This is a genomic window from Thioalkalivibrio sp. HK1 (assembly GCA_000583135.1).
Classification (GTDB): domain Bacteria; phylum Pseudomonadota; class Gammaproteobacteria; order HK1; family HK1; genus HK1.
Map to the genome: position 1 here is coordinate 1 of JFBG01000070.1, position 22,224 is coordinate 22,224.

The window sequence follows — 22,224 nt, forward strand, 5'->3', positions numbered from 1 at the left end:
GTCTTGCTCTTACCGGCGGCGAATCGGGTTTTCCTCTCACCGGCGGCGAAGCGGGTTTTGCCTACCCCGGTGGCTTGGGGGCTCAAACTCGATGCCCCGACTTGATCTTGGAATAGATCCCAAGGGTTGATGGCGGAACCACTATCGGTGCCCGCTCCGGCACCGGTACCGGCATGAACGAGGCCTGCGAAGGCGAATGCCAGTGCGGTGATAGCGATCGTCGATGCTTTGCGAATCATCATCTTGGATACCTCCCTTGGAGTCTCGATCGATCGGTCGGTCGAGTCCGAACCCGTCGATTTCCCGTCTTGGGATTTCTCATCTCGGATATACAAATACACGATATTTCGAGTTCTGTCAATACCCGGATCAAACAGATCCTTTCCGAGCGGACATTCAAGAACCTGACCTTGGGGCTTTATCGTCTCGATCGAGCGTCGCCTTGGCCTTGACAGGGATCGTATCGATTGTCGATGGTCTTTCAACCCATTGGCTTTGTTCGAGTCTTCGAGGCGGTGGTCGAGGAGGATCGATCCGGGAACAATCCGGGATCGTTCGGGGTGGATCGGATATGCGGGGGAGTTTGCCGTCTTCGTATACTTTACGAAATCGGCCCCGAGGAATCATCTTCCATGGTCGATACTTTTGGTCGATGCTTTTTGGTCGATGCTTGGAGGCGCCGGCGTTTTCGGGCAAGTGGGCGCCGGTCGTTCGATTGAAAATCGTTCGGCCCGAAAAATCGAAGCGTCGATATCTTTGGATGGGCGAGGAGCGCTTTTCCCAAGTGGGCATTCCCCCGACTTTTTGGAATTTCTGGTACGCATCGCCGTGGCATCCGCTGGGCATCTTGCTTGCGCCCTTGGGGTGGCTGTGGGCCGGCATCGCTTCGGTGCGTGGTGCCATCATGCGCATCAAGCGATCTCGAAGCAAGCGCTTCGATTGTCCGGTGGTGGTGGTCGGCAATATCGCCGTCGGGGGCAGCGGCAAGACTCCTTTGGTGATCGCATTGGTCGAATCGCTCGGCCGTCATGGTCTTCGGGTCGGGATCGTTTGTCGCGGATACGGTGGTCGGGCGAGGCACTGGCCCCAAGCGGTGGATCCGAAGAGCGATCCCTTCATGGTCGGAGACGAGGCGGTGTTGATGGCGAGAAGGGCCGAGGTGCCGGTATTCGCAGGCCCGGATCGGGTGGCGGCGATCGAAGCCCTTTGTGCATCTCATGCATGCGATGTCGTTCTCAGCGATGACGGGCTCCAACATCCGGGTCTTATGGGGGATGTGGAGATCGCGGTGGTGGACGGGGTTCGGGGGCACGGCAATGGACGCTGCCTGCCCGCCGGTCCTTTGCGCGAGCCCCCTCGCCGCTTGGCAAGGGTGGATTTCGTGGTGATCAACCGAGAAACGAAGCGCAACCCGGGCTCTGCGAGCGATATCGAGCCCGAGGAATCGCTCGCCCTTCGTATCTCGTCGGGTCCGGGAGTATTCGACATGCAGCTTGTCGCAAGTCGTGCCCGCCGCGTCGACGGTGCAGGCCCGGCTCGTCCTTTGAGCGCCTTCGTGGCCGATTCCGAGGCGAGGCCGGTGCATGCGATCTGCGCCATCGGTCATCCGGAGCGCTTTTTTCGCAGCCTTGAAAGGCAAGGTTTGTCGATCCGTCGTCATCTCTTCGCCGATCACCATCCCTTTCGGTCGGCGGATATATCCTTGGCCGACGATGCCCCGGTGTTGATGACGGAAAAGGACGCCATCAAATGTGTCGATTTCGCCGATGCCCGGCATTGGTACGTTCCGGTCGATGCAAAATTGCCGAAGGCATTCGAGGAGGCGTTGGTGGACTCGTTGGAGCGCCTCGGATCGTTCGAAGAGCCATCGAAGATGCTTGACGGTCAAGATCGTCGCCAAGATCCCGGATCGCCCAAGGCGGATGGGGATATTCCCGAAGAGCCTCTTCGAGCCGAATGATGAACGAGTCCCTTGCCGAATCCCGACCTTGCGTCGCCATCATCCCCGCGCGCTATGCCTCCTCGCGCTTGCCGGGCAAGGTCTTGGCCGATATCGGCGGTCGGCCGATGATCGCCCGCGTTTGCGAGTTGGCGTTGGCCGGTGGGGTCGATGAGGTGATCGTGGCCGGCGACGATGCCCGCATCCTCGATGTCGCCAAGGCCCAAGGGGTGCGCGCGATAGCGACATCGAGCGAACATCGAAGCGGAAGCGAGCGTATCTCGGAGGCGATATCGCGGCTCGGACTCGATCCCGATGCGGTGGTGGTCAATATCCAAGCCGACGAACCCCTGCTGCCGCCGGTGCTGATCCGGCAGGTATCGGCCTCGCTGGTCGAGCGTTCGGAATGTGCGATGGCCACGCTATGCGAGCCGATCGAGAGTGCGCAAGAACTCTTCGATCCGGCGGTGGTCAAGGTGGTTTTCGATGCCACGGGGCGGGCGCTTTATTTTTCGCGGGCTCCGATCCCTTGGCATCGGGAGGGGTGGTCGCCGATGACCTCGCCCGAGCGCTTGATCCGATCGTCGCTCGAGGCATCACTCGCCGAGCGCGATGATTCCATCGAGCCGGGATCGAACGAGTCGGGTCCGAGCGAGGGTCGAACAATCGCCTCGCTGCCTGCGATTGTGCACTATCGACATATCGGGATCTACGCCGCCCGCGCCGGCTTTTTCACCCGGTTCGCGGGGCTCGAACCCTCCCCCGCCGAGCGACATGAATCATTGGAGCAGCTGCGGGCGATGCACCACGGCCACCCCATCCATGTCGATATCGCGAAAAGCTCGAGCGGGCCCGGGGTGGATACGCCGGCGGATCTGGAAAGAGTGAGGGCGCTTTTCCCCCGAGATCAATCCTTGACCGAGCCCTGATCAGCGTACCCGATAGGTGATGCGACCTTTGGTGAGATCGTAGGAAGAGAGCTGCACGGTAACGCGATCCCCGGTCAGGATGCGAATATAGTGCTTGCGCATCTTGCCCGAGATATGCGCGATGACGACGTGATCGTTGTCGAGTTTTACCCTGAACATCGTATTGGGTAAGGTATCGATCACGGTACCATCCATATCGAAGTGGTCTTCTTTTGCCAAGCCGATGCCTCCACGGAAATCTAAAAGTGCGGTTTCAAGTGCGTATAGTGTGCACGATCCGGATAAGCGATTGCATTAAATTTTCACACGCTCTTCCGAATTTTCACATATCCATCGCTCGATCGCCCGCTTTTCCCATCCCGGTTCGAGCGGGGGATCGAATCATCGCCGCCGTCGATCCTTTTTCGAAGCGCCGCCATCGGCCCTCGATCAATCGCTCTTGGGGATGCCAGTTTCCCTTGTAGCGCATCGAAGTCGAGTCGGGGATGTAGTAGCCGAGATAGACCCATCTTCGATTCGATCCTCGGGCATATTCGATCGCCTGCAAGATCGCCTTGCTCCCCGGGCTGCGATGCCCGTGCTCGGGATCGAAGAAGGTGTAGACGCAAGAAAGGGCGTTTGGGAGTCGGTCGATGACCGCAACGGCGATTAAGCGATCGTCGATGGAATATTCGAAGAGCAGGCTATCGCACCACGGGCTGAAGAGGAACGCTTGATAATCCGATGCGCTTGCCTCGTTCATCTCGCTCTTTGGATGACGTGCGCGCAGGTACTTTTTATACAGCGCGAAGTGTCCGTCGTCGAAGGTGGGGGCAAGGATGCGAAGCGAAAGATCGCGATTGGCGGCTCGCACCCGGCGTTGGCTGCGGCTCGGTCGGAATTCGTCGACCGGAATCCGCACCGGAATGCACGCCCGACAGTCATCGCAATGGGGGCGGTAGATCGTCGCTCCGTTTCGTCGAAAACCGATTTGGCTTAGCAGGCCATAAAGCGGTGCATCTTTCGGGTGATCGGGATCGACCACGATGGCTCGGGCCTTGCGCTGCGCAAGATAGCCGCAATCGCTCGGCGAGGTCATGAAGAAAGACAGGCAGAGGTCGGCGGCCTTGGTCATGGACGGGGGCGGGGATCGCCGCCAAGCGGCATCGTTTTCGGATCGGGCGGGGCGGGTAGGTCGGGAGAGGGGCGATCGCGCAAGTCTTCGAGCAAGGAGAGGAATTCGGATCTCGGGATCTTCACCGCCCCGAGGCGGGTGAGATGAGGATTGGGCACCTGACAATCGATCACTTCGAAGCCGAGGGCGCAAAGATGGACCATCGCGGCCCGCGAGGCTTCGTCGGCATGGCTGAACATCGACTCCCCGCTGAAAATCGCCCCGATGGTGACCCCGTAGAGCCCGCCGACCAGTTTCTTGTCCTGCCAGCATTCGATCGAGTGCACATATCCGGCGCGATGCATCCTCTGGTAAGCGGCGACCATATCGGGGGTGATCCAAGTGCCCTCGCTCGCCGCTCTCGGGGCGGCGCATTCGCGCACCACCCGCTCGAAGGCTTGATTGACGCTGATCGAAAAGCCCGCCTGTCGCAGCCGACGCCTCGTGGTACGGCCCAAGTGAAGCGCGTTCGGCCAAAGCACCGCTCGCGGATCGGGAGACCACCACAAAATCGGCTGCTCCTCGACATACCAAGGAAAGATGGCGTGGCGATAAGCGAAAAGCAGTCTTTCAAGGCCGAGATCTCCGCCGATGGCGACCAATCCGTCGGTGCCCGAGGGCGCCTTTGCGATGTCGGGGAAGGCCTCCGGTGAGGAGTGAGCGTCCAAGAGGACGGGTATCAAGGTGACATGCCTCCGAGATGGGGTGGTGCGAAGTCCTGCCGATCAGGATCGATTCGACGAGGGTGGATTTTGCATCTCGCCCCCTTGCGCTTCATCGCAAGATCGAGCCCGTTTTTTCGCCCCGAGATCCGCTTTTTCATCCGCTTCGTCCGCAAGGTCGACGGGATCGGCCTTGCGAAAGGGGGAGTGTCGCCCCGTCATCTCGTGATAGGCCGCTTGATGTCGTCGTTCGCGCTCGAGAAAATCGGCGATCGCCTCGCGAAAGCGTCGATCGTCGATGTAGTGGGCGGATGCGGTTTCGACCGGCAAAAAACCGCGCATTAGTTTGTGCTCTCCTTGAGCCCCGGCATCGAAGCGCCCCAGTTCGTGTTCGATGCAGTATTCGATCAGGCGGTAGTAGCAGATCTCGAAATGCAATCCGCGATGCTCTTCCAAGCAGCCCCAGTTGCGCCCGAAGAGCGTATCCTCGCCGACGAAGCAATGCGCTCCGGCGACGTAGCGATCCCCTCTGCGGGCGAGGATCAAAAGAATCCGCTCGGGTATCGCTTGGGCGACGCAAGTGAAAAAAGGAAGGGTCAGGGCGGGGTAGCCCCATTTGCGATCGTAGGTCGAAGCGTAGATGTCATGATAGGCGCGCCAGTGCGCTTCGTCGGTCTCGCCCCCCTTTCGAATTTCGATCTCGACCGGGGCGGCGGCGGCATCGCGCCTTTCGCGCCGGATCTCCTTGCGCCGCTTCGAAGTCAGATCGTTCAAGAAATCGTCGAAATGTCGATAGCCTCGATTCTTCCAATGGAATTGGGTGCCGGTACGCAGCAGCAAGCCCTCTTTCTCCAGCCGATCCCGATCTCGATCGATCGGAAAGAGGCAATGAAAGGAGGAGGCTTGCAGTTTTTTCGTGAGCCCGATGGCACCTCGGATCAAGGCGCTGCGGGTCGCATCGCCATCGGCCTCGGGATGGACGAGCAGGCGCGGCCCGGCGGAGGGAGTGAAGGGGATGGCGCTGACGAGTTTGGGATAATAGGCCATTTGGTTTCGCTCCCAAGCCTCGGCCCAGTTCCAATCGAAGACGAATTCCCCTTGGGAGTGGAGCTTGATATAAAGGGGCATGGCCCCGACGAGTCGATCCTCCCGATACGCCAAAAGATGGCAGGGGATCCAGCCGACGTCTTCGCCGACACAGCCTCGCTCCTCGAGCGCGGCGAGGAAGGCGTGACGGGTGAAGGGATAGCCGTCTTCGTCGGTGAGCGCATCCCACTGCGCGCTTTGCACCGAGGTGATCTGCGAGGCGGTGCGAAGGGTGAAGGATCGATTCGAAGATGGGCTCAAGGGTCTTGCCGCGATTCGAGATAGCGATCCGCATCGAGAGCCGCCATGCAGCCCGCGCCGGCGGAGGTGATCGCTTGGCGATAGATATGATCCGCGACATCCCCGGCGGCGAAAACCCCGCTGACGCTGGTGGCGGTGGCATCGCCCTCGCTGCCGCCGCGCACCTTGATGTAGCCGCCTTTCATATCGAGCTGACCTTCGAAGATATCGGTATTGGGGGTGTGGCCGATGGCGATGAAGCAGCCGTGCACCGCCAACTCCTTGCTTTGGCCGTCGTCGACCTTGCGAAGGCGAATTCCGGTGACTCCTGAATCGTCGCCGAGTACCTCGTCGAGGACATGATTCCATTCGATGGTGACATTGCCTCGGCGACTCTTTTCGATCAGCTGATCGCTCAAGATGCGCTCGGCGCGAAAGCGGTCACGGCGGTGGACGACGGTGACTTGCGAGGCGATATTGGAGAGATAGAGGGCCTCTTCGACCGCGGTGTTGCCGCCTCCGATCACCGCCACCGGTTGATTGCGATAGAAAAATCCATCGCAGGTGGCGCAGGCGGAAACCCCGCGCCCTTTATAGCGTTCTTCCGAATCCAATCCCAAGTAGCGGGCCGAGGCCCCGGTGGCGATGATCAGGGCATCGCAGCGATAGCGTTGGCTCTCACCGACGAGGGTGAAGGGTCGCTGCGAGAGATCGACACGCACGATATGGTCTTGAACGATACGGGTGTGGAAGCGCTCGGCATGCCGACGCATCCGCTCCATCAGTTCCGGACCTTGGCAGCCGTCGGCGTCGCCGGGCCAGTTGTCGACATCGGTGGTGGTGGTCATTTGCCCGCCGACCTCGATGCCGGTGATCAGCATCGGGTTCAGGTTGGCGCGGGCGGCGTAGACCGCCGCGGTATAGCCCGCCGGGCCCGAGCCCAAGATCAGGAGCCGGCTGTGGATCGCTTCGCTCATGAGTTTTCGATATTCCCAAGGTTGTGCGAAAAGGGATTGAAAGGAAGGGGAGTTTCGAGTCCTTGACTCGATCCCCCCATCCGATATCGTCGACGATCGGGCTTCGGCTCGAAGCCGGCCCCGTGCCTCGTCCCCCCGCCTCGTCGGCATTGTCGAGGATCGTCGATTGTCAAGCAGCCGATCGCCAAGCGAGCAATGGTCGCACAGCATGATCGTCGTTCGAGCGTTGGCATACCGGGCCTGCCTGTTCGGCCCGTGCCATTTCGATGAATCGAGTGGCGATCGAGTGCTCGATCGACCCTGCGGATCCTAAATATACGATCCAAGAGAAAGCAGAGAAAGCATCGTCGATATCGAGGGTCATCGTCGAAGCCAAGCCAAGCGGCCGGGAGCGGGAAATCGTATCCCCGAAAAAGATGATCCGCCCTTTGCGAGTTGCGCCTTACGAGGAACGACAGGGTTTTTCCTGGCAGGGTCATGTCGAGGGATTTTATTTGAAAGATCCCCCGGTAGGCCGTGCCCGATCTCGCTGTCGATGATGCTTTTTATCGCCCCAAGGGATTCGCCGAGGAGAGATCGTTCGCATAAAAAGGGGAATTCGAAAAAAAGATCCCGCATATTCCGAGCGAGATGGCAGCCTTGGTGCCGATGCGAGCATCGTCGTGCTCGTACCGGTCGGCGGCGGAGTCAAGACCGGGCGGTATCGGGCTTGATCGCCGGATAAAATAGAATACCGGCTTATCGATCCGATCGGCGGGTCGATTTTTGCGTTATTTCGAGTATCGAGGATATTCGTCATTAAGGTCATCGGATGGCCTTGGAAGAAGGTAGCCATGCTGCAACAATCCCGCCTGCATTCGAATCTGCTCCAAGCATCGTGCGAGTTGCTGATGCTCGTCGTCGGGGCCATCGCTCTTTATCTACTGCTGGCCTTGGCCAGTTACGCCCCCACCGACCCCGGCTGGTCGAATGCGACCGCCGCCCAAGATATCTCCAATCTCGGCGGCAGCGTCGGGGCATGGTGTGCCGGGTTGCTCATCGATATGGTCGGTATTGCCGCTTGGTTGTTGCCGTTGATGATCGCATACACCGGATGGCTCGCCTACCGCGCTTTGAAGGCGCGGCAGGGAGTCGATGGAGCCATGATCGCGATTCGCGCTTCCGGGGCTTTGATGCTGCTTTGCGCAAGTTGCGCCCTGGCGGCCCTTTACCACCACGATGCATCCTCCTTTTTCACCGCGGGGATCGGGGGGTTCGTCGGCAACTATATCGGTCAGGGCCTTGTATCCATCGCCGATCTATTGGGTGCCACCCTCTTTTTGCTGGTGCTCTTCGCTTTCGGCTGCACGCTTTTCACCGGTATCGCATGGCTGAGCCTGATGGAGACGATCGGCCACGGTACGCTGATCGTGCTGGCCTATCTATCCCGAGGGGCGAAGTGGCTATGGGCGGAGTCGGTGGCCTTGTTTCCTCCGGTTCGAAGGGGCTTGTCGGCTCTTCTTTCCTTGCGACGATCATCGAAATCGGAGCCTGCGAGCGCCGCCGCTCCTCGCCCGGCTTCCAAGAACAAGCCCGAATCCCGCCGGATCGAGCCCTTGTTGACCACCCCTCCCATGGAGGAGCCTCAGGTCGCCTCGCCGCAGGCGCAAGTCCCCTCGGGCAAGAAGGCGAGGGTGAAGGCGCAGGAGAAATCCGCCGAGGCCGGAAAAAGCGGGGCGTCGCCGATCAAGGAATCGCCGGTGGCGATGTTGGATCTCCCGTCGCCGGATCTCCCTTCCCTGGAATTGCTCGGTGCGCCCCAATCGAAGCGTTTTTCCGTCTCTACCCAAGCATTGGAGGCGATGTCCCGCCAGGTCGAGAGCAAGTTGGCGGATTTCGGGGTGGAGGCCCAAGTGGTGGCGGTGCACCCGGGACCGGTCATCACCCGCTACGAACTGCAGCTGGCCCCCGGGATCAAGGTGAGTCGGGTCAGCAATCTGGCGAAGGATCTGGCGCGCTCGCTTTCGACCACCAGCGTGCGGATCGTCGAGATCATCCCCGGCCGGACCACCGTCGGCCTCGAAATCCCCAATGCCAAACGGGAATTCGTGGGTCTGGTGGAACTCCTCAAATCGCAGCCCTATCGGGAGAATCCCGCCGGTCTTCCGCTGGCGCTGGGGATGGATATTTCCGGTCAGCCGGTGGTGGTGGACCTTGCCCGTATGCCCCATCTATTGGTGGCGGGGACCACCGGATCGGGAAAATCCGTGGCCATCAACGCGATGATCTTGAGTCTTTTATATCGTGCCACCGCCGACGAGGTGCGCATGATCATGATCGATCCCAAGATGTTGGAGCTCTCGGTCTACGAGGGGATCCCGCACCTGCTTTCGCCGGTGGTCACGGATATGAAAGATGCCGCCAACGCCCTTCAGTGGTGCGTCGATCAGATGGATCGGCGCTATCGGTTGATGTCGGCGCTGGGAGTGCGCCATATCGCAGGCTATAACCGCAAGCTGCGAGAAGCCTCGCTCGCCGGCAGCCCGATCCTCGATCCCTTCTTCGCCGCCGATCCGATGTCGGCGCAAGACGAGGAAGAAGATGCCCCGACGGCGCCGCCGCTGGCCCCCCTGCCGTTGATCGTGGTGATCATCGACGAGCTCGCCGACATGATGATGATCACCGGCAAGAAGGTCGAGACCCTGATCGCGCGCCTGGCGCAAAAGGCGCGAGCGGCGGGCATCCATCTGGTGCTTGCGACCCAACGCCCCTCGGTGGATGTGATCACCGGCCTCATCAAGGCCAATATTCCTTGTCGGATTGCCTTTCAGGTCTCCTCCAAGATCGATTCGCGCACCATTTTGGATCAGCAAGGAGCGGAGAACCTGCTGGGCAAGGGGGATATGCTCTATATGGGTCCGGGCTCTTCGGCTTTGCAGCGTCTGCACGGCCCCAATGTCTCGGATCAGGAGGTGCATCGGGTGGTGGCTCACCTCCAGCAATCCGAATCCCCCGACTATATCGATTCATTCCTCGATAGCCCGGCGTCCCGAGAGCCCCCCGGCTCGGGAGAGGGTTTTTCCGATCTCGATTCCGAGGAAGGCAAGGATCCTTTTTACGAACAAGCGGTGGATGTCGTGATCAAGACCCGCCGGGCATCGATTTCCGGGGTCCAGCGTCGTTTGAGGGTCGGCTACAACCGGGCCGCGCGAATGCTCGAGGAGATGGAACGATCGGGGGTCGTCGGGCCGCAGCAGCCCAACGGTAGCCGGGAAGTCCTCGCCCCCGCTCCACCATCGACGGAAGAATCGGAAGAGCGATGATATTCAAAGCCATCTTTTTCAGGATCGAGCGCCTTGTCTTATGGGGATTCGACACTCGAGGTCGTCGATGTTCGGGTCCCGGGTATCGTGCATTCGGCGGTGATTTCGGTCATCGTCGTCGGGGGCGGCATGCCGGTCGCCGCGGCTATCGGATCGCATCCATCGCGGCTCTGCTTTCGCTTCTTTTTGCCTCCCAGGCCCAAGGTGCGGCCGATCGCTTGGAGAGATGGCTATCGAATTTCGCCCGGGTATCGGCGCATTTCGAACAGCGCACCTTCGACGACGAGGGCGGACTCTTGGAGGATGCCCAAGGCCAGGCCTTGATCCACCGTCCGGGTCGTTTTCGCTTCGAATACCAAAGCCCCTCTCCCTTGTTGGTGGTCGGGGACGGGGAGCGGGTGTGGATTCATGACGAGGAACTGGCCCAAGTCACGGTGCGCAGGCTCGACGATATGGTGAGGTCGGCTCCGGCGGCCCTGCTGGTGGTGGATAGACCCCTTGCCGAGGATTTCACGATCGATTCCGTCGATCCGGCGAATGCCCCGGCCCCGGGTTTCGAATGGTTCTCGCTGATTCCCTCCGATCAAGGGGCGGCCTTCAGTCGCATTCTCTTGGCCTTTGCCGCCGGACGCTTGGAGCGCATGGTGCTCAGCGATCAATTCGGCCAGACCACCTATCTCGAGTTTTCCGATATCCGCAAAGATCCTCCGCTCGACGACGATGCCTTCGTTTTCTCGCCCCCGCCGGGCACGGATGTCATCGGCGATGTCGACGGTCGCAAAGACGGTGGCGAGCCTTGAACTTGGAAGAGCAGCCCCGCCTTTTCGAGAGCGAGCGCGATTCCCCCGCCACATCTGCGACACCTTTTCGGCCGCTGGCGGATCGGATGCGGCCGCGCACGCTGGACGAGTTCCAAGGCCAGGCGCATCTACTCGCCCCCGGGCGGCCCTTGCAAAAAGCGCTCGAAGCGGGCCGCGTTCACTCGATGATCCTTTGGGGGCCTCCCGGCAGCGGCAAGACCACCCTTGCAAGATTGGCCGCCTCTTACGTAAAAGCTCGCTTTTTCTCCCTTTCGGCGGTGCTTGCGGGGGTTGCCGATATCCGTTCGGTGGTCAACGAGGCGCAGCGCCATCGGGCGGCTACCGGCGATGAATGCGTGCTCTTCGTGGATGAGGTGCATCGATTCAATAAAATCCGGCAGGACGCTTTTTTGCCCCATGTCGAGGATGGCACCTTGATCCTGATCGGAGCCACCACGGAAAATCCCTCTTTCGAGCTCAACAACGCGCTGCTTTCGAGGGCCAGGGTCTATGTCCTCAAGGCCTTGGAGTCCGAGGTGATCGAGAGGTTGATCGAGCGGGCGTTGCAAGATGTCGAGCGCGGGCTGGGGGTGATGCGCATTCGCTTGGAATCGGGGCTCGGGGCCATCCTCGCCCGAGCGGCCGACGGCGATGTTCGCCGAGCCCTGAATTTGCTCGAGATCGCCGCCGATATCCTCCCCGATCCCGAAAACGAGGGCGACGAGCGAATCCTCACTCGGCAGGCGCTCTTGCCGGTCTTGGAGGGAGGTGCGGTGCGGCGTTTCGATAAAGGCGGGGATGCCTTTTTTGATCAGATTTCCGCCCTTCATAAATCGATTCGCGGCTCCAGCCCGGACGGGGCGCTTTATTGGCTGGCGCGGATGATCGACGGGGGTTGCGATCCGGCCTATATCGCGCGTCGCCTCGTACGCATCGCCTCCGAGGATATCGGCAATGCCGATCCGAGAGCCCTGTCCCTTGCATTGGATGCTTGGGAGGTGCAAGAACGCCTCGGGAGCCCGGAAGGCGAACTGGCATTGGCCCAATCAGCGGTGTACATGGCCGCCGTGCCCAAGAGCGATGCCGTCTATCGCGCCTTTGATGAGGCGATGCACGATGCGCGGCAAAGCGGATCGCTCGACGTTCCGATGCACCTTCGCAACGCCCCGACCCGGCTGATGGCGTCTTTGGGGCACGGAGCGGGTTATCGCCATGCGCACGACGAGGCCGAGGGCTATGCCGCCGGGGAGCGCTATCTCCCCGATGCCTTGTCGAAAAGACATTATTACCAACCCTCGGGGCGCGGCCTCGAAGAGCGGATTCGCGCACGCCTTGCGCGGCTGCGGGCCCTCGACGAGGAGCATGGCGAAGGCCGCCCGCCGCCCCGCCGAGGGCTCGATGATTCCTTGCGCTCGCCTCGAGCCGCAAGCGAGCCAAGCCCCATCGGAGATCCGGCCGAGGTATCGACCGACTCTTCCCCTTTGCAAGCCGACGACCGGCACGAGCGAGAACTCCGCTGATGCTTGATACCGCATTGCTAAGACGCGACCTTGAAACCACCGCCGCTCGGCTCGCCGATCGCGGCGTCGTATTGGATGTGGGGCGGATCGCCCGGCTCGAAGCCGAGCGCAAGGAAGTGCAGGGAGCGACGCAGGCGCTGCAAAATCAGCGCAATAGTCGATCGAAGGAGATCGGGCAGGCCAAAGCCCGAGGGGAGGATATCGCCCCGATGCTCGCCGATGTCGGTCGTTTGGGCGACGATATCGAATCCGAGAAAAGGCGTTTGGGCGCCATCCAAGCCGAGCTCGAGGAGATCGCCTTGTCCCTTCCCAACCTCGCCCAAGAGGATGTTCCGGTGGGCAAGGACGAGAATGACAATCGGGAGGAGCGAAAGGTCGGGAAGCCACCGAATTTCGACTTCACCCCTTTGGATCATGTCGCTCTCGGCACGGCGTTAGGGGGGATGGATTTCGATCTTTCGGCAAAACTCTCCGGAAGCCGCTTCGTTTCCTTGCACGGCGGGCTGGCCCGTTTGCACCGCGCCTTGATCCAATTCATGATCGACGTGCATGTGCAAGAGCATGGCTATAGCGAGATCTATGTCCCTTATCTGGTCGGTTCGGATATCCTGCGCGGCACCGGCCAGTTGCCCAAGTTCGCCGACGATCTCTTTCGTATCGAGGATCACGATCTTTTTCTGATCCCGACCGCGGAGGTGCCGGTGACCAATGTGGCCAAGGATCGGATCTTGGATGCATCGGAATTGCCGCTGCGCTTCGTTTGTCATACCCCTTGTTTTCGGCGAGAAGCCGGTTCGCACGGTCGAGATACCCGAGGGATGTTGCGTCAGCATCAATTCGAGAAGGTCGAGCTGGTGCATATCGTGGCCCCCTCGGATTCCGCCCGAGCCCTCGATGGATTGACTTCCCACGCCGAGGCGATCTTGCAAAGGCTGGGGCTTGCCTATCGGGTGGTGACCCTTTGCACCGGCGATATCGGATTCGCCGCCGCCAAGACCCTCGATATCGAGGTCTGGCTGCCGGGGCAGGGGTGTTATCGGGAAATCTCCTCGTGCAGCAACTGCGAGGATTTTCAGGCTCGGCGCATGCAGGCCAGGTGGCGCAATCCGGCCACCGGGAAGACCGAGTTGGTGCATACCCTCAATGGCTCGGGGGTGGCGATCGGACGGGCATTGATCGCGGTGCTGGAAAACCATCAGCAAGCCGATGGCTCGGTGCGGATCCCCGAGCCCCTGCTTCCCTATATGGGCGGCATCGATGTCCTTGAACCACCGAAGGCTTGAATCTTGCCCGAGGAACGAGGGCGATCGATGAGGCCTCGATGGATCGCTATGGATCCGATCGGGCCGGGGTCTCGTAGTTCCTGACGATCGCCTCGGTGATCGAGTGGCGGTTATCTTGCGCCCCGCCCAAGTGATAGAAATGCTCCCTCGTTCGGATATGGAATCGCTCGCGGAATTTTTCGATATGGCGATTTCGGCGATAGCCGTTGTGATGCCAAGTCGAAAGGATGAAATACCCCGGCATTCGACACAAGGCCTCGAATAGGAGACCCTCGTCCTCCTCGTCCCAGCGATTGTGATAATCCGTATGCCGGTCGATATAGGGGGGGTCGCAGTAGACGATATCGTTCGCATTGGCTTGTTCGATGGTGCGAAGGAAGGGTTGGCATTCGAATTCGTATGCGTTGTTTTTCAATAGCCGGTGGACATGGTCGATCTGGTTGACGATCCGAGTGATATACGCCGGGGCGAAGCGCTGCGGCTTTTTGCAAAATGGCACGTTGATCTCCCCCTTTCGATTGAAGCGGATCATGCCGTTGAAACCGGCCCGGTTGAGAAAGAGAAAGTCCAAGGGGTCGTGCCCTTCGTTGAATCGTTTTCTGACGGCGAGGTAATGATCGACCCCCTTGTCGAGCAAGATCGATCCTTCCCTTTCCAAGTATTTGCGGACGATCTCGGGGGTGATTCGGCCTTTTTGAATGGATCGGTAAAAGCGGATCAGATGCGGGTTGGTATCGCCCATCAAGACTCTTTTGCAAGGGATGTTGTAGCCGACGACCCCGCTGCCCATGAAGGGCTCGATCCATCGGCCATCGAATTGACCGCAAAGGAAGCGATCGGGAAGGAGGGTCTTGATCCAAGGAACCAGTTTGGTCTTGATGCCTTGGCATTTGATGGGGGGCACTTTGACGGACATGAAAGTGGCTTGTCCGAGGCGATGGCTTGGCTGCTGCTTGGGGCTTGGAAGGGAAGGGGTATGAGCAGGGGACATCGACGGCGAGCGTTCGGCGATCCATTCGAGGATGCGCTCGAGGATCTCGATCATCCGATCTCGGGGAACCGCTCGGTCAAGGTCTCATAATGTTAGGACCTTGGGATCAAGAAAAAAGGGGGCCGATTTTTTGCCCCGGCCCCCTTTTTCCAAAGACGAAGGGGACTGACAAAGATATCGCCCCCCGTCTTCGAGACCGCCGATCGTCAAGACTCTTAGTCGTCGCCTCCGGAGAAAGCACCGAAGATGTGCAAGAGCGAGAGAAAGATGTTGTAGATGGAGACGTAGAGGCTGACGGTGGCGAGGATGTAGTTGGTATTGGGGTTGTGCACCAACTGGCTGGTCTCGTAGAGGATGAATCCCGACATCAGCAGCACGATCATCGCCGACAGCGCCAGATGAAGACCCGGGAGCGAGAAAAATATCGATCCCAACGACGCAAGGATCACGACCAGCATCCCGACCATCAAGAAACCGCCCATGAAGCTGAAATCCCGCTTCGAGGTCAGGGCGTAGCCGGATAGGCCGAGGAAGATCACCGCCGTGCTTCCGAAGGCGGTCATCACCACTTCGCCGCCGTTGAGATGAGTCTCCAGATATAAGTTGACGACGGGGCCGATGGTCAGCCCCATGAAGCCGGTCAGGGCGAAGACCCAGATCAAAGCCGACGAGCGCTCGGCATTCTTGTGGACCATGAACAAAAGCCCGAAGAAACCGCCCAGAGTGATGAACCAAGGAAAGTGGCCGATATTGGCAACGATGCCGATACCGGCGGTCAGGGCACTGAAAGCCAGCGTCATCGCGAGCAGGCTGTAGGTATTGCGGATCAGCTTGTTGGTCGCGAGGGTCGTATCGAGACCTCGAGCGCGAAGGACTCTGTCTTGCATGTCCATGGATGAATCTCCTTTGATGAAGATGGTTGTTTCTTTGAGCGATTCGAACGAGCCATTCGAAGATCGGGATCGGGAAGATCGATCTCGGGTGATTTTCGAAAAACGAGCATCGGGCTTATCGAAGCCGGGTCGATCGAAACTCACCCTTTTCCCTTGGCTATTCTTCGATGTCTCCCTTTCGATGCCGATCATGCCGTCTCATCGAGTCGGCCCTTCGCTGAAATCGACGATGTCGGCGGATCATACCCTGATATGCCCGGGATTCGATATCGAGTGTTTTCCTTGCGAACCGCTCGGCTGCCGGGGCAGCCCTTGAAAGCCGACGATTCCTCTTCGTCTTGTACCGACGAGATGCGGTCGATTTTCCCGACTTTCAAGATCTGCTGCTATCATACAAAATAAGCCCGCTCTCGCGACTCGTCTTGCCTCCTCGGGAGGTCATGTCGGGATGTCATGCGGCAATCGCATGCATGCTTTGCGGGCTTGAATCGTTCGAAGGCCGGGACTACCCGAGGTGGGGTGGCTGAGTGGTCTAAAGCACCGGTCTTGAAAACCGGCGAGCCTTTACGGGCTCCGTGGGTTCGAATCCCACCCCCACCGCCAAATTCCCTTTGTGTGCCTTGGATATCGTATCGGGATATTGCTTGTTCGCCGATCTTGGGGCGAAATGGCCAAGGCTCGAAAAGTCTCTTGCGCAGGATATCGAGGCGATCGACGATTGTGAATCCGAGATTCGATGAGGTCGTGGGGTATCCATCCTGTCCTTTCCGCGCATCCTTCTTTCTTCTTTGTCGGACGCATCGTGCAATCAATCGGAAGGTGGCATCGATGGCTTGCCCTTGACTAGCCGATGAATTCGAATTAAATAGAATATCGAAGCGGCGGGATGGAGGATGGATGGCTCGGATCGCCATCGCCGGGCGAGCGGGGTGTCGGGATCGACCGTGATGTCGATATTCTTGGCGGGGCGGCTCGGCCGGGCGATCAGGTAGTTCGCTCGATCGACGAGGCGATTGCGAAACCGGCGGATCTTCATGCCGGTATGATTTTCAATCCCCCGAGCAAGGTCATATCAAAGAGGATATCAGTGATGTTCAATCTGCCGATGGCACCCTTGCACGAGGCGATCGAGAAAGGCGATACCGAAGCCGTGAAGTCCATGATCGCCGAGAATGCGGATGTGAATGCGAGAAGGTACGGGGGTATGACGCCTTTGCATTTCGCCGCCGCCGGCGGCGATGGCGGCATCTTCCGGATGTTGGTGAAGGCCGGTGCGCATTTGAATTCCAAGAATAACGGGGGAATGGCTCCCTTGCATCTTGCGGCTTATAACAACCATATCGATATCGTGAACTTGTTGATCCACGTCGGCGCCAATGTGCATGCGAAAAACCATCAGGGCAAAACCCCCTCGCAGTTGGCGGTGGATAAATGCCATGCCGAGGTCGCCAAAATACTCTCGGAGGCCGAATCGGGGATAAAGCCCGCATCGGATCGGTCGGTCTTGTCCGAGGAATCGCCGACGCCTGCGATATCGCCGATGCCTGAGAGGGTCGAAAAAGGCGATATCGAGATCGTGAAGTCCATCATCGTCGAAGATTCGGATGTGAAGGCGGCCAAGATATTCGCCGAGACCGTATCTGCATCGAAGATGCCGAGTTCGGCGAAGGTATCGGAGGTGTTGAGGAAATCGTCTTTGCACAAGGCGGTCGAGAGAGGCGATATCGAAGCCGTGAAATCCATGCTCGCCGAGGATTCGAATGTGAATGCGACGAGATACGGCGGCATGACGCCTTTGCATTTCGCCGCCGCCGGCGGCGATCTTCGGATCTTCCGGATGCTGATGGAGGCCGGAGCCCAGCCGGATATCAAGAACAACGGCGGCATGACACCCTTGCACTTGGCAGCCTATAACAATCGCATCGATATCGTCAACATGCTGATCGATGCCGGCGCCGATGTGCATGTCACGAATTTCGGGCGGAAAACTCCCGCGCAGTTGGCGGTGGATAAATGCCACGCCGATGTCGCCAAAATACTCTCGGAGGCCGAATCCAAGTAGCCTCGCTCGCCCTTTGTTTTATCGACGATCGCTTCGAAAAAAAAACGGTCTTATCCAAGCCGGGACGCCGGGACGCCGGGACGATAAAAGAGCCCTCGTACCCGGCTATTTTATTTTCCCTCGTTCGATGCCATGCGGCGGCGGTTCGCAATCCGCCTGCCCCCTTGAGAACCTTGCCTTCCTAGTTGCGCGATCGTGTGAAAGATCCCGCCTGTCGGGGGGATTTCGATCCGAGGGCGAGGGGTTTTCGAAAGATCGCCGGATATCGAGGGTTGTCGGGGATTGAGTGTTGCCGGAGATATGGGCGATCGACCGACGAGGATCGGGGTTCGTCAGTTTGGCTCCGACTCCGATTCGCTCTTTCGCAGTTTGAATCGCTGAATCTTGCCGGTGGCGGTTTTGGGCAGGGAATCGGTGAATTCGATCCAGCGCGGGTATTTATGGGAGGCGAGGCGGTCTTTGACGAATCGTTTGAGTTCATCGATCAGTTCATCGGATCGATTATCAAGCCCGGAGCCCTCGAGAACCACGAAGGCCTTGGGCTTGACGAGTCCCTTGTCGTCGGTGGCGGCGACCACCGCCGCTTCTTGTACGCGCTCGTGATCGATGAGGGCCGATTCGACCTCGAAGGGCGAGACCCACTGGCCGCCGACTTTGAGCATATCGTCGGTGCGCCCGCAGTAGCGGTAGCGACCTTGGGCGTCGAGGGTGTATTTATCGCCGGTGCGAGTCCAAGGACCGTGAAAGGCGAACAGGCTTCGATCTCGCCGATTCCAATAACCGATGGCTGCCGAGTCGCCTTTGACCCAGAGCTCCCCGATCTCTCCGGCTGCGACTTCTTGCCCCTCCTCGTCGAGCAGCCGCAACTCGTAGCCGGGGACGGCGGTGCCGGTGGTGCCGTGAAGGTTGTCGCCGGGTCGGTTGGAAAGAAAGATATGGAGCATTTCGGTCGATCCCAGCCCGTCGAGGATGGGCAAGCCGTATCGATCCTCCCACGCCTCGCCGATGGGCGGGGGCAGGGCCTCGCCGGCCGAGACGCAGATCCGCAGGTCGCCCTCGATCTTGCGCCGCTCCGAGAGGAGCGCAGCGTAGAGCGTCGGAACCCCGAAGAAGATCGTCGGTCGATATTCGTCGAGGATCCGCAGCACCGATTCCGGGGTCGGGCGTCCGGCGAGGGTGATCGCCGTGGCTCCGACGAATAAAGGAAAGGTCATCGCATTGCCGAGGCCGTAGGCGAAGAAGAGCTTGGCGACCGAGAACAGGCGATCGTCCTCGCCGACACCCAAGATCCCTTGGCCGTAGTGGACGCAGGTGGTCACAAGGCTGCGGTGCAGATGCATCGCTCCTTTGGGGGAGCCGGTCGAGCCCGAGGTGTAGAGCCAAAAAGCGACATCGTCGCCGGTGGTGTCCGCCGCTTCGAGATCGGGCGAGGCGGCATCGATACAAGCCTCGAGGGATTCGAAATCCGGCACAAGGCTCGCTGCGCTTTGCGTTGCTTGGAGGTCTTCGAATCCGAAGGGAGCTTGGGCCACCACGATCTTTGCAAGCCAAGGTCGGTTTTCCAAGATCGGGGCGAAAACGGGAAGAAGATGAGCCCCGACGACGAGAATGCGGGCCCTGGAGTCGTGCAGGAGGCCATCGTAATCCTTGGCGAGAGCTAAGGTGTTGACGGGAACGGGTACGGCGCCGATCTTGATCGCCCCCCAAAAGACGGATACGAAATCGATACCGTCATGCAGGCAGATCATGACCCGATCTTCCATCCCAAGCCCCAAGGTGCGAAGGGCGTTCCCGGCGCGGTTGACGCGCTCGAACAAGTCCGCATAGCGATACGCTCGCCCGCTTTCTCCTTCGATCAAGGCGATCTTTTCGCCTCGCCCCTCATCGAGATGGCGATCGATGAATTCGAAGGCGGCGTTATATCGACGGGGGAAGGAAATCCGCGCCGGGGAGGCATCGAGATCGACGGTGGCTCTATGCATGATCGGGGACCTGCGGGTGGATGGCATCGAGAAGGGATGGCCGAGAAGGGATCGGAGATCGTCGAGGCGAGGATGGGATCAGTCCAAGCGGACATATTCGAAATCGATCGGTCGCTGGTCGATCCCCCGGGGGGGCGGGGCGATCCAATTCGCGAAATGGCCGGGCTCGGTGATGGCGCAGGGCATCAAGGAGCGAACGTAATCGCGATCCTCCTCGCTCGGCAGCCAATGGTATCGCTTGCGTTGCCAGGATTCGGCATCCATCACCTCGCCCGAGGGACCGATGTGGATCTCGGAGAATTCCCCGATCTTGCGGTTGAAGGCGACATGGGGAAGGCGCAGCTCGAATTCCACTTGAAAGCTGCGGATGATGCGGTTGAGGCGAGCGATGCCGTTTTCGACATCGGCGATGAAATCATCCCGCAGTCTTTCGTTGATCGCCCCCAAGGCCGATACCTCCTCGTGCACGAAGGCGCCTTCTTTGAAACGCAACACCGGCCGGACGCTATCCACCAAGCGGTGGTCGTCCTCGATCTGCGCCTCTTGATAACGCCCCTTGATCCCGGCGGTATAGCTCGCCGCGGCGTTGGTGGAGACTTCCGAGCCGAAGAGATCCAAAGTGACGCTGAAATGGAAGTTCAAATAGCGCTGGAAGGTCGCAAGGTCGATGACTCCGAGTTCTCGGGCTTGTCGATTCGGGTGATCGCGCATGACCTCGCAGGTGCGCTGCACCACCCGCGCAAGGCCGGTGATGCCGACGAACATGTGGTGCGCCTCTTCGGTGAGCATGAAGCGGCAGGTGCGGGAGAGGGGATCGAAAGCGGATTCGGTCAGGGAGTGGAGTTGGAATTTTCCGTCCCGATCGGTCAAGAAAGTGAACATGAACAGCGCCAGCCAATCCGGGGTGCGCTCGTTGAAGGCCCCGAGGATACGCGGGCGATCGGCGTCTCCCGAGCGTCTTTCGAGCAGCATATCGGCCTCCTCGCGCCCGTCTCGTCCGAAGTAGGCGTGCAGAAGGTAGATCATCGCCCATAGATGGCGTCCCTCCTCGACATTGATCTGGAAAAGATTGCGAAGATCGTAATTCGAAGGGCAGGTTTGTCCCAAGTGTCGTTGCTGTTCGACCGAGGCCGGTTCGGTATCCCCTTGGACGACGATCAGGCGGCGCAAGGCGGCTCGGTATTCCCCGGGCACTTGTTGCCAGACGGGTTTTCCCGAGTGTTCGCCGAAGCCGATCCGTCGTTCCGCCTCCGGCTCGGCGAGAAAAATCCCCCAGCGGTAATCCGGCATGCGGGTATAGCCGAAATTCGCCCATCCCTTGCGGTCGACCGAGGTTGCGGTGCGCAAGTAAACTTCGTGCGCTGCGCTGCCCGCAGGACCCATATCGTGCCACCAGTCGACGAAAGCCGGTTGCCAGTGTTCCAATGCGCGTTGTAAGCGGCGATCCGATGCGAGATCGACATTGTTGGGGATGCGTTCGCTGTAGTTGATCGATGACATCGACAATCGCTCCTGTTCCAAGGGAATTTTGCCAAGGGTATGGGCCGGCAGTAGGGGGATCGCGTGGTGCGCCGAGGATGAAAAAAGGAAGTCTACGATCCATCGGCATCGCAAGTCACGGGCATCGCATAGGGTATTTCAAGCGATATCGGCGACGGATCTTGCGCGCATGGGATAAGATCGAGGATTGATCCTTCGGATCGTGGCCGGTGCAAGGAGCGAAAGGGGCAAATGGAGCGTTTTCACGGCACGACCATTTTGGCGATCCGGCGGGGTGACAAAGTGGTGATCGGTGGCGACGGGCAGGTTTCGATGGAGTCGATCGTTCTCAAAGGCAATGCCCGCAAGGTGCGGCGACTGTATAAAGATCGGGTGATTGCAGGCTTTGCCGGCAGCACGGCGGATGCTTTCACCTTGTTCGAGCGCTTCGAATCGAAGTTGGAGCAGCATGCGGGCCATCTCAGCCGAGCCGCAGTGGAGCTGGCCAAGGATTGGCGAACCGAGAACGCCTTGCGCCGTCTCGAGGCCTTGTTGCTGGTTGCGGATCGTCGGGAGCTGTTGATGCTCTCCGGGAACGGGGATGTGATCAGCCCGCAGCGCGATATCGCCGCCATCGGCTCCGGGGGATCCTTCGCCTTGGCCGCCGCGAGGGCCTTGTCGGAGTCCACGGATCTCGATGCCCGTACGATCGTCGAGCGTTCTTTGGGCATCGCCGCCGATATCTGCGTTTATACCAACCACGAGATCGTCATCGAGGAAATCGGCCCCGACGATCATCCTCTTCCCGCTTGAATCCTCGCCGCTTGAATCATCGGCGAATGTCGATCGCCCGATTGTCGTATCGTTCATCCGCATCGACGGATGAGGCGATGCTTTCGAGGGCGAGCCGAACAGTCGATGGATCG

General features: G+C 59.7%; 18 protein-coding genes and 1 tRNA gene. 9 read left to right on the top strand and 10 right to left on the bottom strand.

Annotation, left to right across the window (positions count from 1 at the left end; translation table 11 throughout):
- A partial coding sequence (locus BF99_RS21270; RefSeq protein ID WP_156013403.1) for a hypothetical protein occupies window positions 1–242 on the bottom strand: 242 nt, incomplete at its 3' end.
- A gap of 518 nt (window positions 243–760) precedes the next feature.
- Here BF99_RS21270 and lpxK point away from each other — a divergent pair.
- Both lpxK and kdsB read left to right on the top strand, forming a co-directional pair.
- Window positions 761–1,960, top strand: a complete 1,200-nt coding sequence (lpxK, locus tag BF99_RS0116250; RefSeq protein WP_081759323.1) for a tetraacyldisaccharide 4'-kinase — start codon at window positions 761–763, stop codon at window positions 1,958–1,960.
- Window positions 1,960–2,868 (top strand): 3-deoxy-manno-octulosonate cytidylyltransferase, encoded by a 909-nt coding sequence (gene kdsB, locus BF99_RS21275; protein ID WP_051482958.1) that lies wholly within the window; start codon window positions 1,960–1,962, stop codon window positions 2,866–2,868. The genes lpxK and kdsB overlap by 1 nt, the downstream gene beginning before the upstream one ends.
- On the opposite strand, the gene infA is transcribed toward kdsB, so the two are convergent.
- The 5 genes from infA to trxB all read right to left on the bottom strand — a co-directional run bounded on the left by infA (window position 2,869) and on the right by trxB (window position 6,986).
- Window positions 2,869–3,087 carry a translation initiation factor IF-1 gene (gene infA, locus BF99_RS0116270; RefSeq protein WP_025771864.1) on the bottom strand — a complete coding sequence of 73 codons (219 nt, stop codon included), beginning with the start codon at window positions 3,085–3,087 and terminating at the stop codon, window positions 2,869–2,871. It abuts the gene before it with no gap.
- Between the two features lie 103 nt (window positions 3,088–3,190).
- Complete coding sequence (locus BF99_RS0116275) at window positions 3,191–3,982, bottom strand: arginyltransferase (RefSeq protein ID WP_025771866.1); 792 nt, start codon at window positions 3,980–3,982, stop codon at window positions 3,191–3,193.
- Entirely contained in the window at window positions 3,979–4,704 is a 726-nt protein-coding gene (gene aat / locus BF99_RS0116280; protein ID WP_197019192.1) for a leucyl/phenylalanyl-tRNA--protein transferase, read from the bottom strand. Before aat ends, BF99_RS0116275 begins: the two co-directional genes overlap by 4 nt.
- Window positions 4,705–4,746: 42 nt before the next feature.
- Window positions 4,747–6,030 carry a GNAT family N-acetyltransferase gene (locus BF99_RS0116285; RefSeq protein WP_025771870.1) on the bottom strand — a complete coding sequence of 428 codons (1,284 nt, stop codon included), beginning with the start codon at window positions 6,028–6,030 and terminating at the stop codon, window positions 4,747–4,749.
- Window positions 6,027–6,986, bottom strand: coding sequence for a thioredoxin-disulfide reductase (gene trxB / locus BF99_RS0116290; RefSeq protein WP_025771872.1), 960 nt, complete (start codon window positions 6,984–6,986; stop codon window positions 6,027–6,029). The genes BF99_RS0116285 and trxB overlap by 4 nt, the downstream gene beginning before the upstream one ends.
- A gap of 833 nt (window positions 6,987–7,819) precedes the next feature.
- On the opposite strand from trxB, the gene BF99_RS23965 reads away from it, so the two are divergent.
- The 4 genes from BF99_RS23965 (at window position 7,820) to serS (ending at window position 13,891) form a co-directional block, all read left to right on the top strand.
- Window positions 7,820–10,288, top strand: a complete 2,469-nt coding sequence (locus BF99_RS23965) for a DNA translocase FtsK (protein ID WP_025771879.1) — start codon at window positions 7,820–7,822, stop codon at window positions 10,286–10,288.
- Entirely contained in the window at window positions 10,285–11,088 is an 804-nt protein-coding gene (locus tag BF99_RS21280; RefSeq protein WP_025771881.1) for a LolA family protein, read from the top strand. Before BF99_RS23965 ends, BF99_RS21280 begins: the two co-directional genes overlap by 4 nt.
- Before the next feature lie 86 nt (window positions 11,089–11,174).
- Entirely contained in the window at window positions 11,175–12,608 is a 1,434-nt protein-coding gene (locus tag BF99_RS21285; RefSeq protein ID WP_081759325.1) for a replication-associated recombination protein A, read from the top strand.
- Window positions 12,608–13,891 (top strand): serine--tRNA ligase, encoded by a 1,284-nt coding sequence (gene serS, locus BF99_RS0116325; protein ID WP_025771885.1) that lies wholly within the window; start codon window positions 12,608–12,610, stop codon window positions 13,889–13,891. Before BF99_RS21285 ends, serS begins: the two co-directional genes overlap by 1 nt.
- A 46-nt stretch (window positions 13,892–13,937) precedes the next feature.
- Here serS and BF99_RS0116335 read toward each other — a convergent pair whose 3' ends face one another.
- Together BF99_RS0116335 and BF99_RS0116340 are read right to left on the bottom strand one after the other, a co-directional pair.
- Complete coding sequence (locus tag BF99_RS0116335) at window positions 13,938–14,936, bottom strand: DNA adenine methylase (RefSeq protein WP_231471421.1); 999 nt, start codon at window positions 14,934–14,936, stop codon at window positions 13,938–13,940.
- A gap of 161 nt (window positions 14,937–15,097) precedes the next feature.
- Window positions 15,098–15,775, bottom strand: coding sequence for a Bax inhibitor-1/YccA family protein (locus BF99_RS0116340; RefSeq protein ID WP_038098760.1), 678 nt, complete (start codon window positions 15,773–15,775; stop codon window positions 15,098–15,100).
- Window positions 15,776–16,288: 513 nt separating this feature from the next.
- On the opposite strand from BF99_RS0116340, the gene BF99_RS0116350 reads away from it, so the two are divergent.
- Window positions 16,289–16,378, top strand: a tRNA-Ser gene (locus BF99_RS0116350).
- Between the two features lie 487 nt (window positions 16,379–16,865).
- Window positions 16,866–17,837 carry an ankyrin repeat domain-containing protein gene (locus tag BF99_RS0116360; RefSeq protein ID WP_197019193.1) on the top strand — a complete coding sequence of 324 codons (972 nt, stop codon included), beginning with the start codon at window positions 16,866–16,868 and terminating at the stop codon, window positions 17,835–17,837.
- A gap of 332 nt (window positions 17,838–18,169) precedes the next feature.
- Here the strand turns inward: BF99_RS0116360 and BF99_RS0116370 are convergent, their stop codons facing one another.
- Entirely contained in the window at window positions 18,170–19,819 is a 1,650-nt protein-coding gene (locus BF99_RS0116370) for a benzoate-CoA ligase family protein (RefSeq protein WP_025771892.1), read from the bottom strand.
- Between the two features lie 78 nt (window positions 19,820–19,897).
- Window positions 19,898–21,319, bottom strand: a complete 1,422-nt coding sequence (boxB, locus tag BF99_RS0116375) for a benzoyl-CoA 2,3-epoxidase subunit BoxB (RefSeq protein ID WP_025771894.1) — start codon at window positions 21,317–21,319, stop codon at window positions 19,898–19,900.
- Window positions 21,320–21,550: 231 nt separating this feature from the next.
- On the opposite strand from boxB, the gene hslV reads away from it, so the two are divergent.
- Window positions 21,551–22,111, top strand: a complete 561-nt coding sequence (gene hslV / locus BF99_RS0116385) for an ATP-dependent protease subunit HslV (protein ID WP_025771896.1) — start codon at window positions 21,551–21,553, stop codon at window positions 22,109–22,111.
- Window positions 22,112–22,224 lie beyond the last annotated feature (113 nt).

What these genes read in the sequence shown, in the direction of transcription:
- BF99_RS0116335 (WP_231471421.1), bottom strand. Translation starts at nt 14,936, where the DNA reads ATGATCGAGATCCTCGAGCGCATCCTCGAATGGATCGCCGAACGCTCG.
- trxB (WP_025771872.1), bottom strand. Translation starts at nt 6,986, where the DNA reads ATGAGCGAAGCGATCCACAGCCGGCTCCTGATCTTGGGCTCGGGCCCG.
- BF99_RS0116340 (WP_038098760.1), bottom strand. Translation starts at nt 15,775, where the DNA reads ATGGACATGCAAGACAGAGTCCTTCGCGCTCGAGGTCTCGATACGACC.
- BF99_RS21285 (WP_081759325.1), top strand. Translation starts at nt 11,175, where the DNA reads ATGCGGCCGCGCACGCTGGACGAGTTCCAAGGCCAGGCGCATCTACTC.
- BF99_RS0116360 (WP_197019193.1), top strand. Translation starts at nt 16,866, where the DNA reads ATGTTCAATCTGCCGATGGCACCCTTGCACGAGGCGATCGAGAAAGGC.
- BF99_RS23965 (WP_025771879.1), top strand. Translation starts at nt 7,820, where the DNA reads ATGCTGCAACAATCCCGCCTGCATTCGAATCTGCTCCAAGCATCGTGC.
- hslV (WP_025771896.1), top strand. Translation starts at nt 21,551, where the DNA reads ATGGAGCGTTTTCACGGCACGACCATTTTGGCGATCCGGCGGGGTGAC.
- BF99_RS0116275 (WP_025771866.1), bottom strand. Translation starts at nt 3,982, where the DNA reads ATGACCAAGGCCGCCGACCTCTGCCTGTCTTTCTTCATGACCTCGCCG.
- BF99_RS21280 (WP_025771881.1), top strand. Translation starts at nt 10,285, where the DNA reads ATGATATTCAAAGCCATCTTTTTCAGGATCGAGCGCCTTGTCTTATGG.
- lpxK (WP_081759323.1), top strand. Translation starts at nt 761, where the DNA reads ATGGGCGAGGAGCGCTTTTCCCAAGTGGGCATTCCCCCGACTTTTTGG.
- boxB (WP_025771894.1), bottom strand. Translation starts at nt 21,319, where the DNA reads ATGTCATCGATCAACTACAGCGAACGCATCCCCAACAATGTCGATCTC.
- kdsB (WP_051482958.1), top strand. Translation starts at nt 1,960, where the DNA reads ATGAACGAGTCCCTTGCCGAATCCCGACCTTGCGTCGCCATCATCCCC.
- serS (WP_025771885.1), top strand. Translation starts at nt 12,608, where the DNA reads ATGCTTGATACCGCATTGCTAAGACGCGACCTTGAAACCACCGCCGCT.
- BF99_RS0116370 (WP_025771892.1), bottom strand. Translation starts at nt 19,819, where the DNA reads ATGCATAGAGCCACCGTCGATCTCGATGCCTCCCCGGCGCGGATTTCC.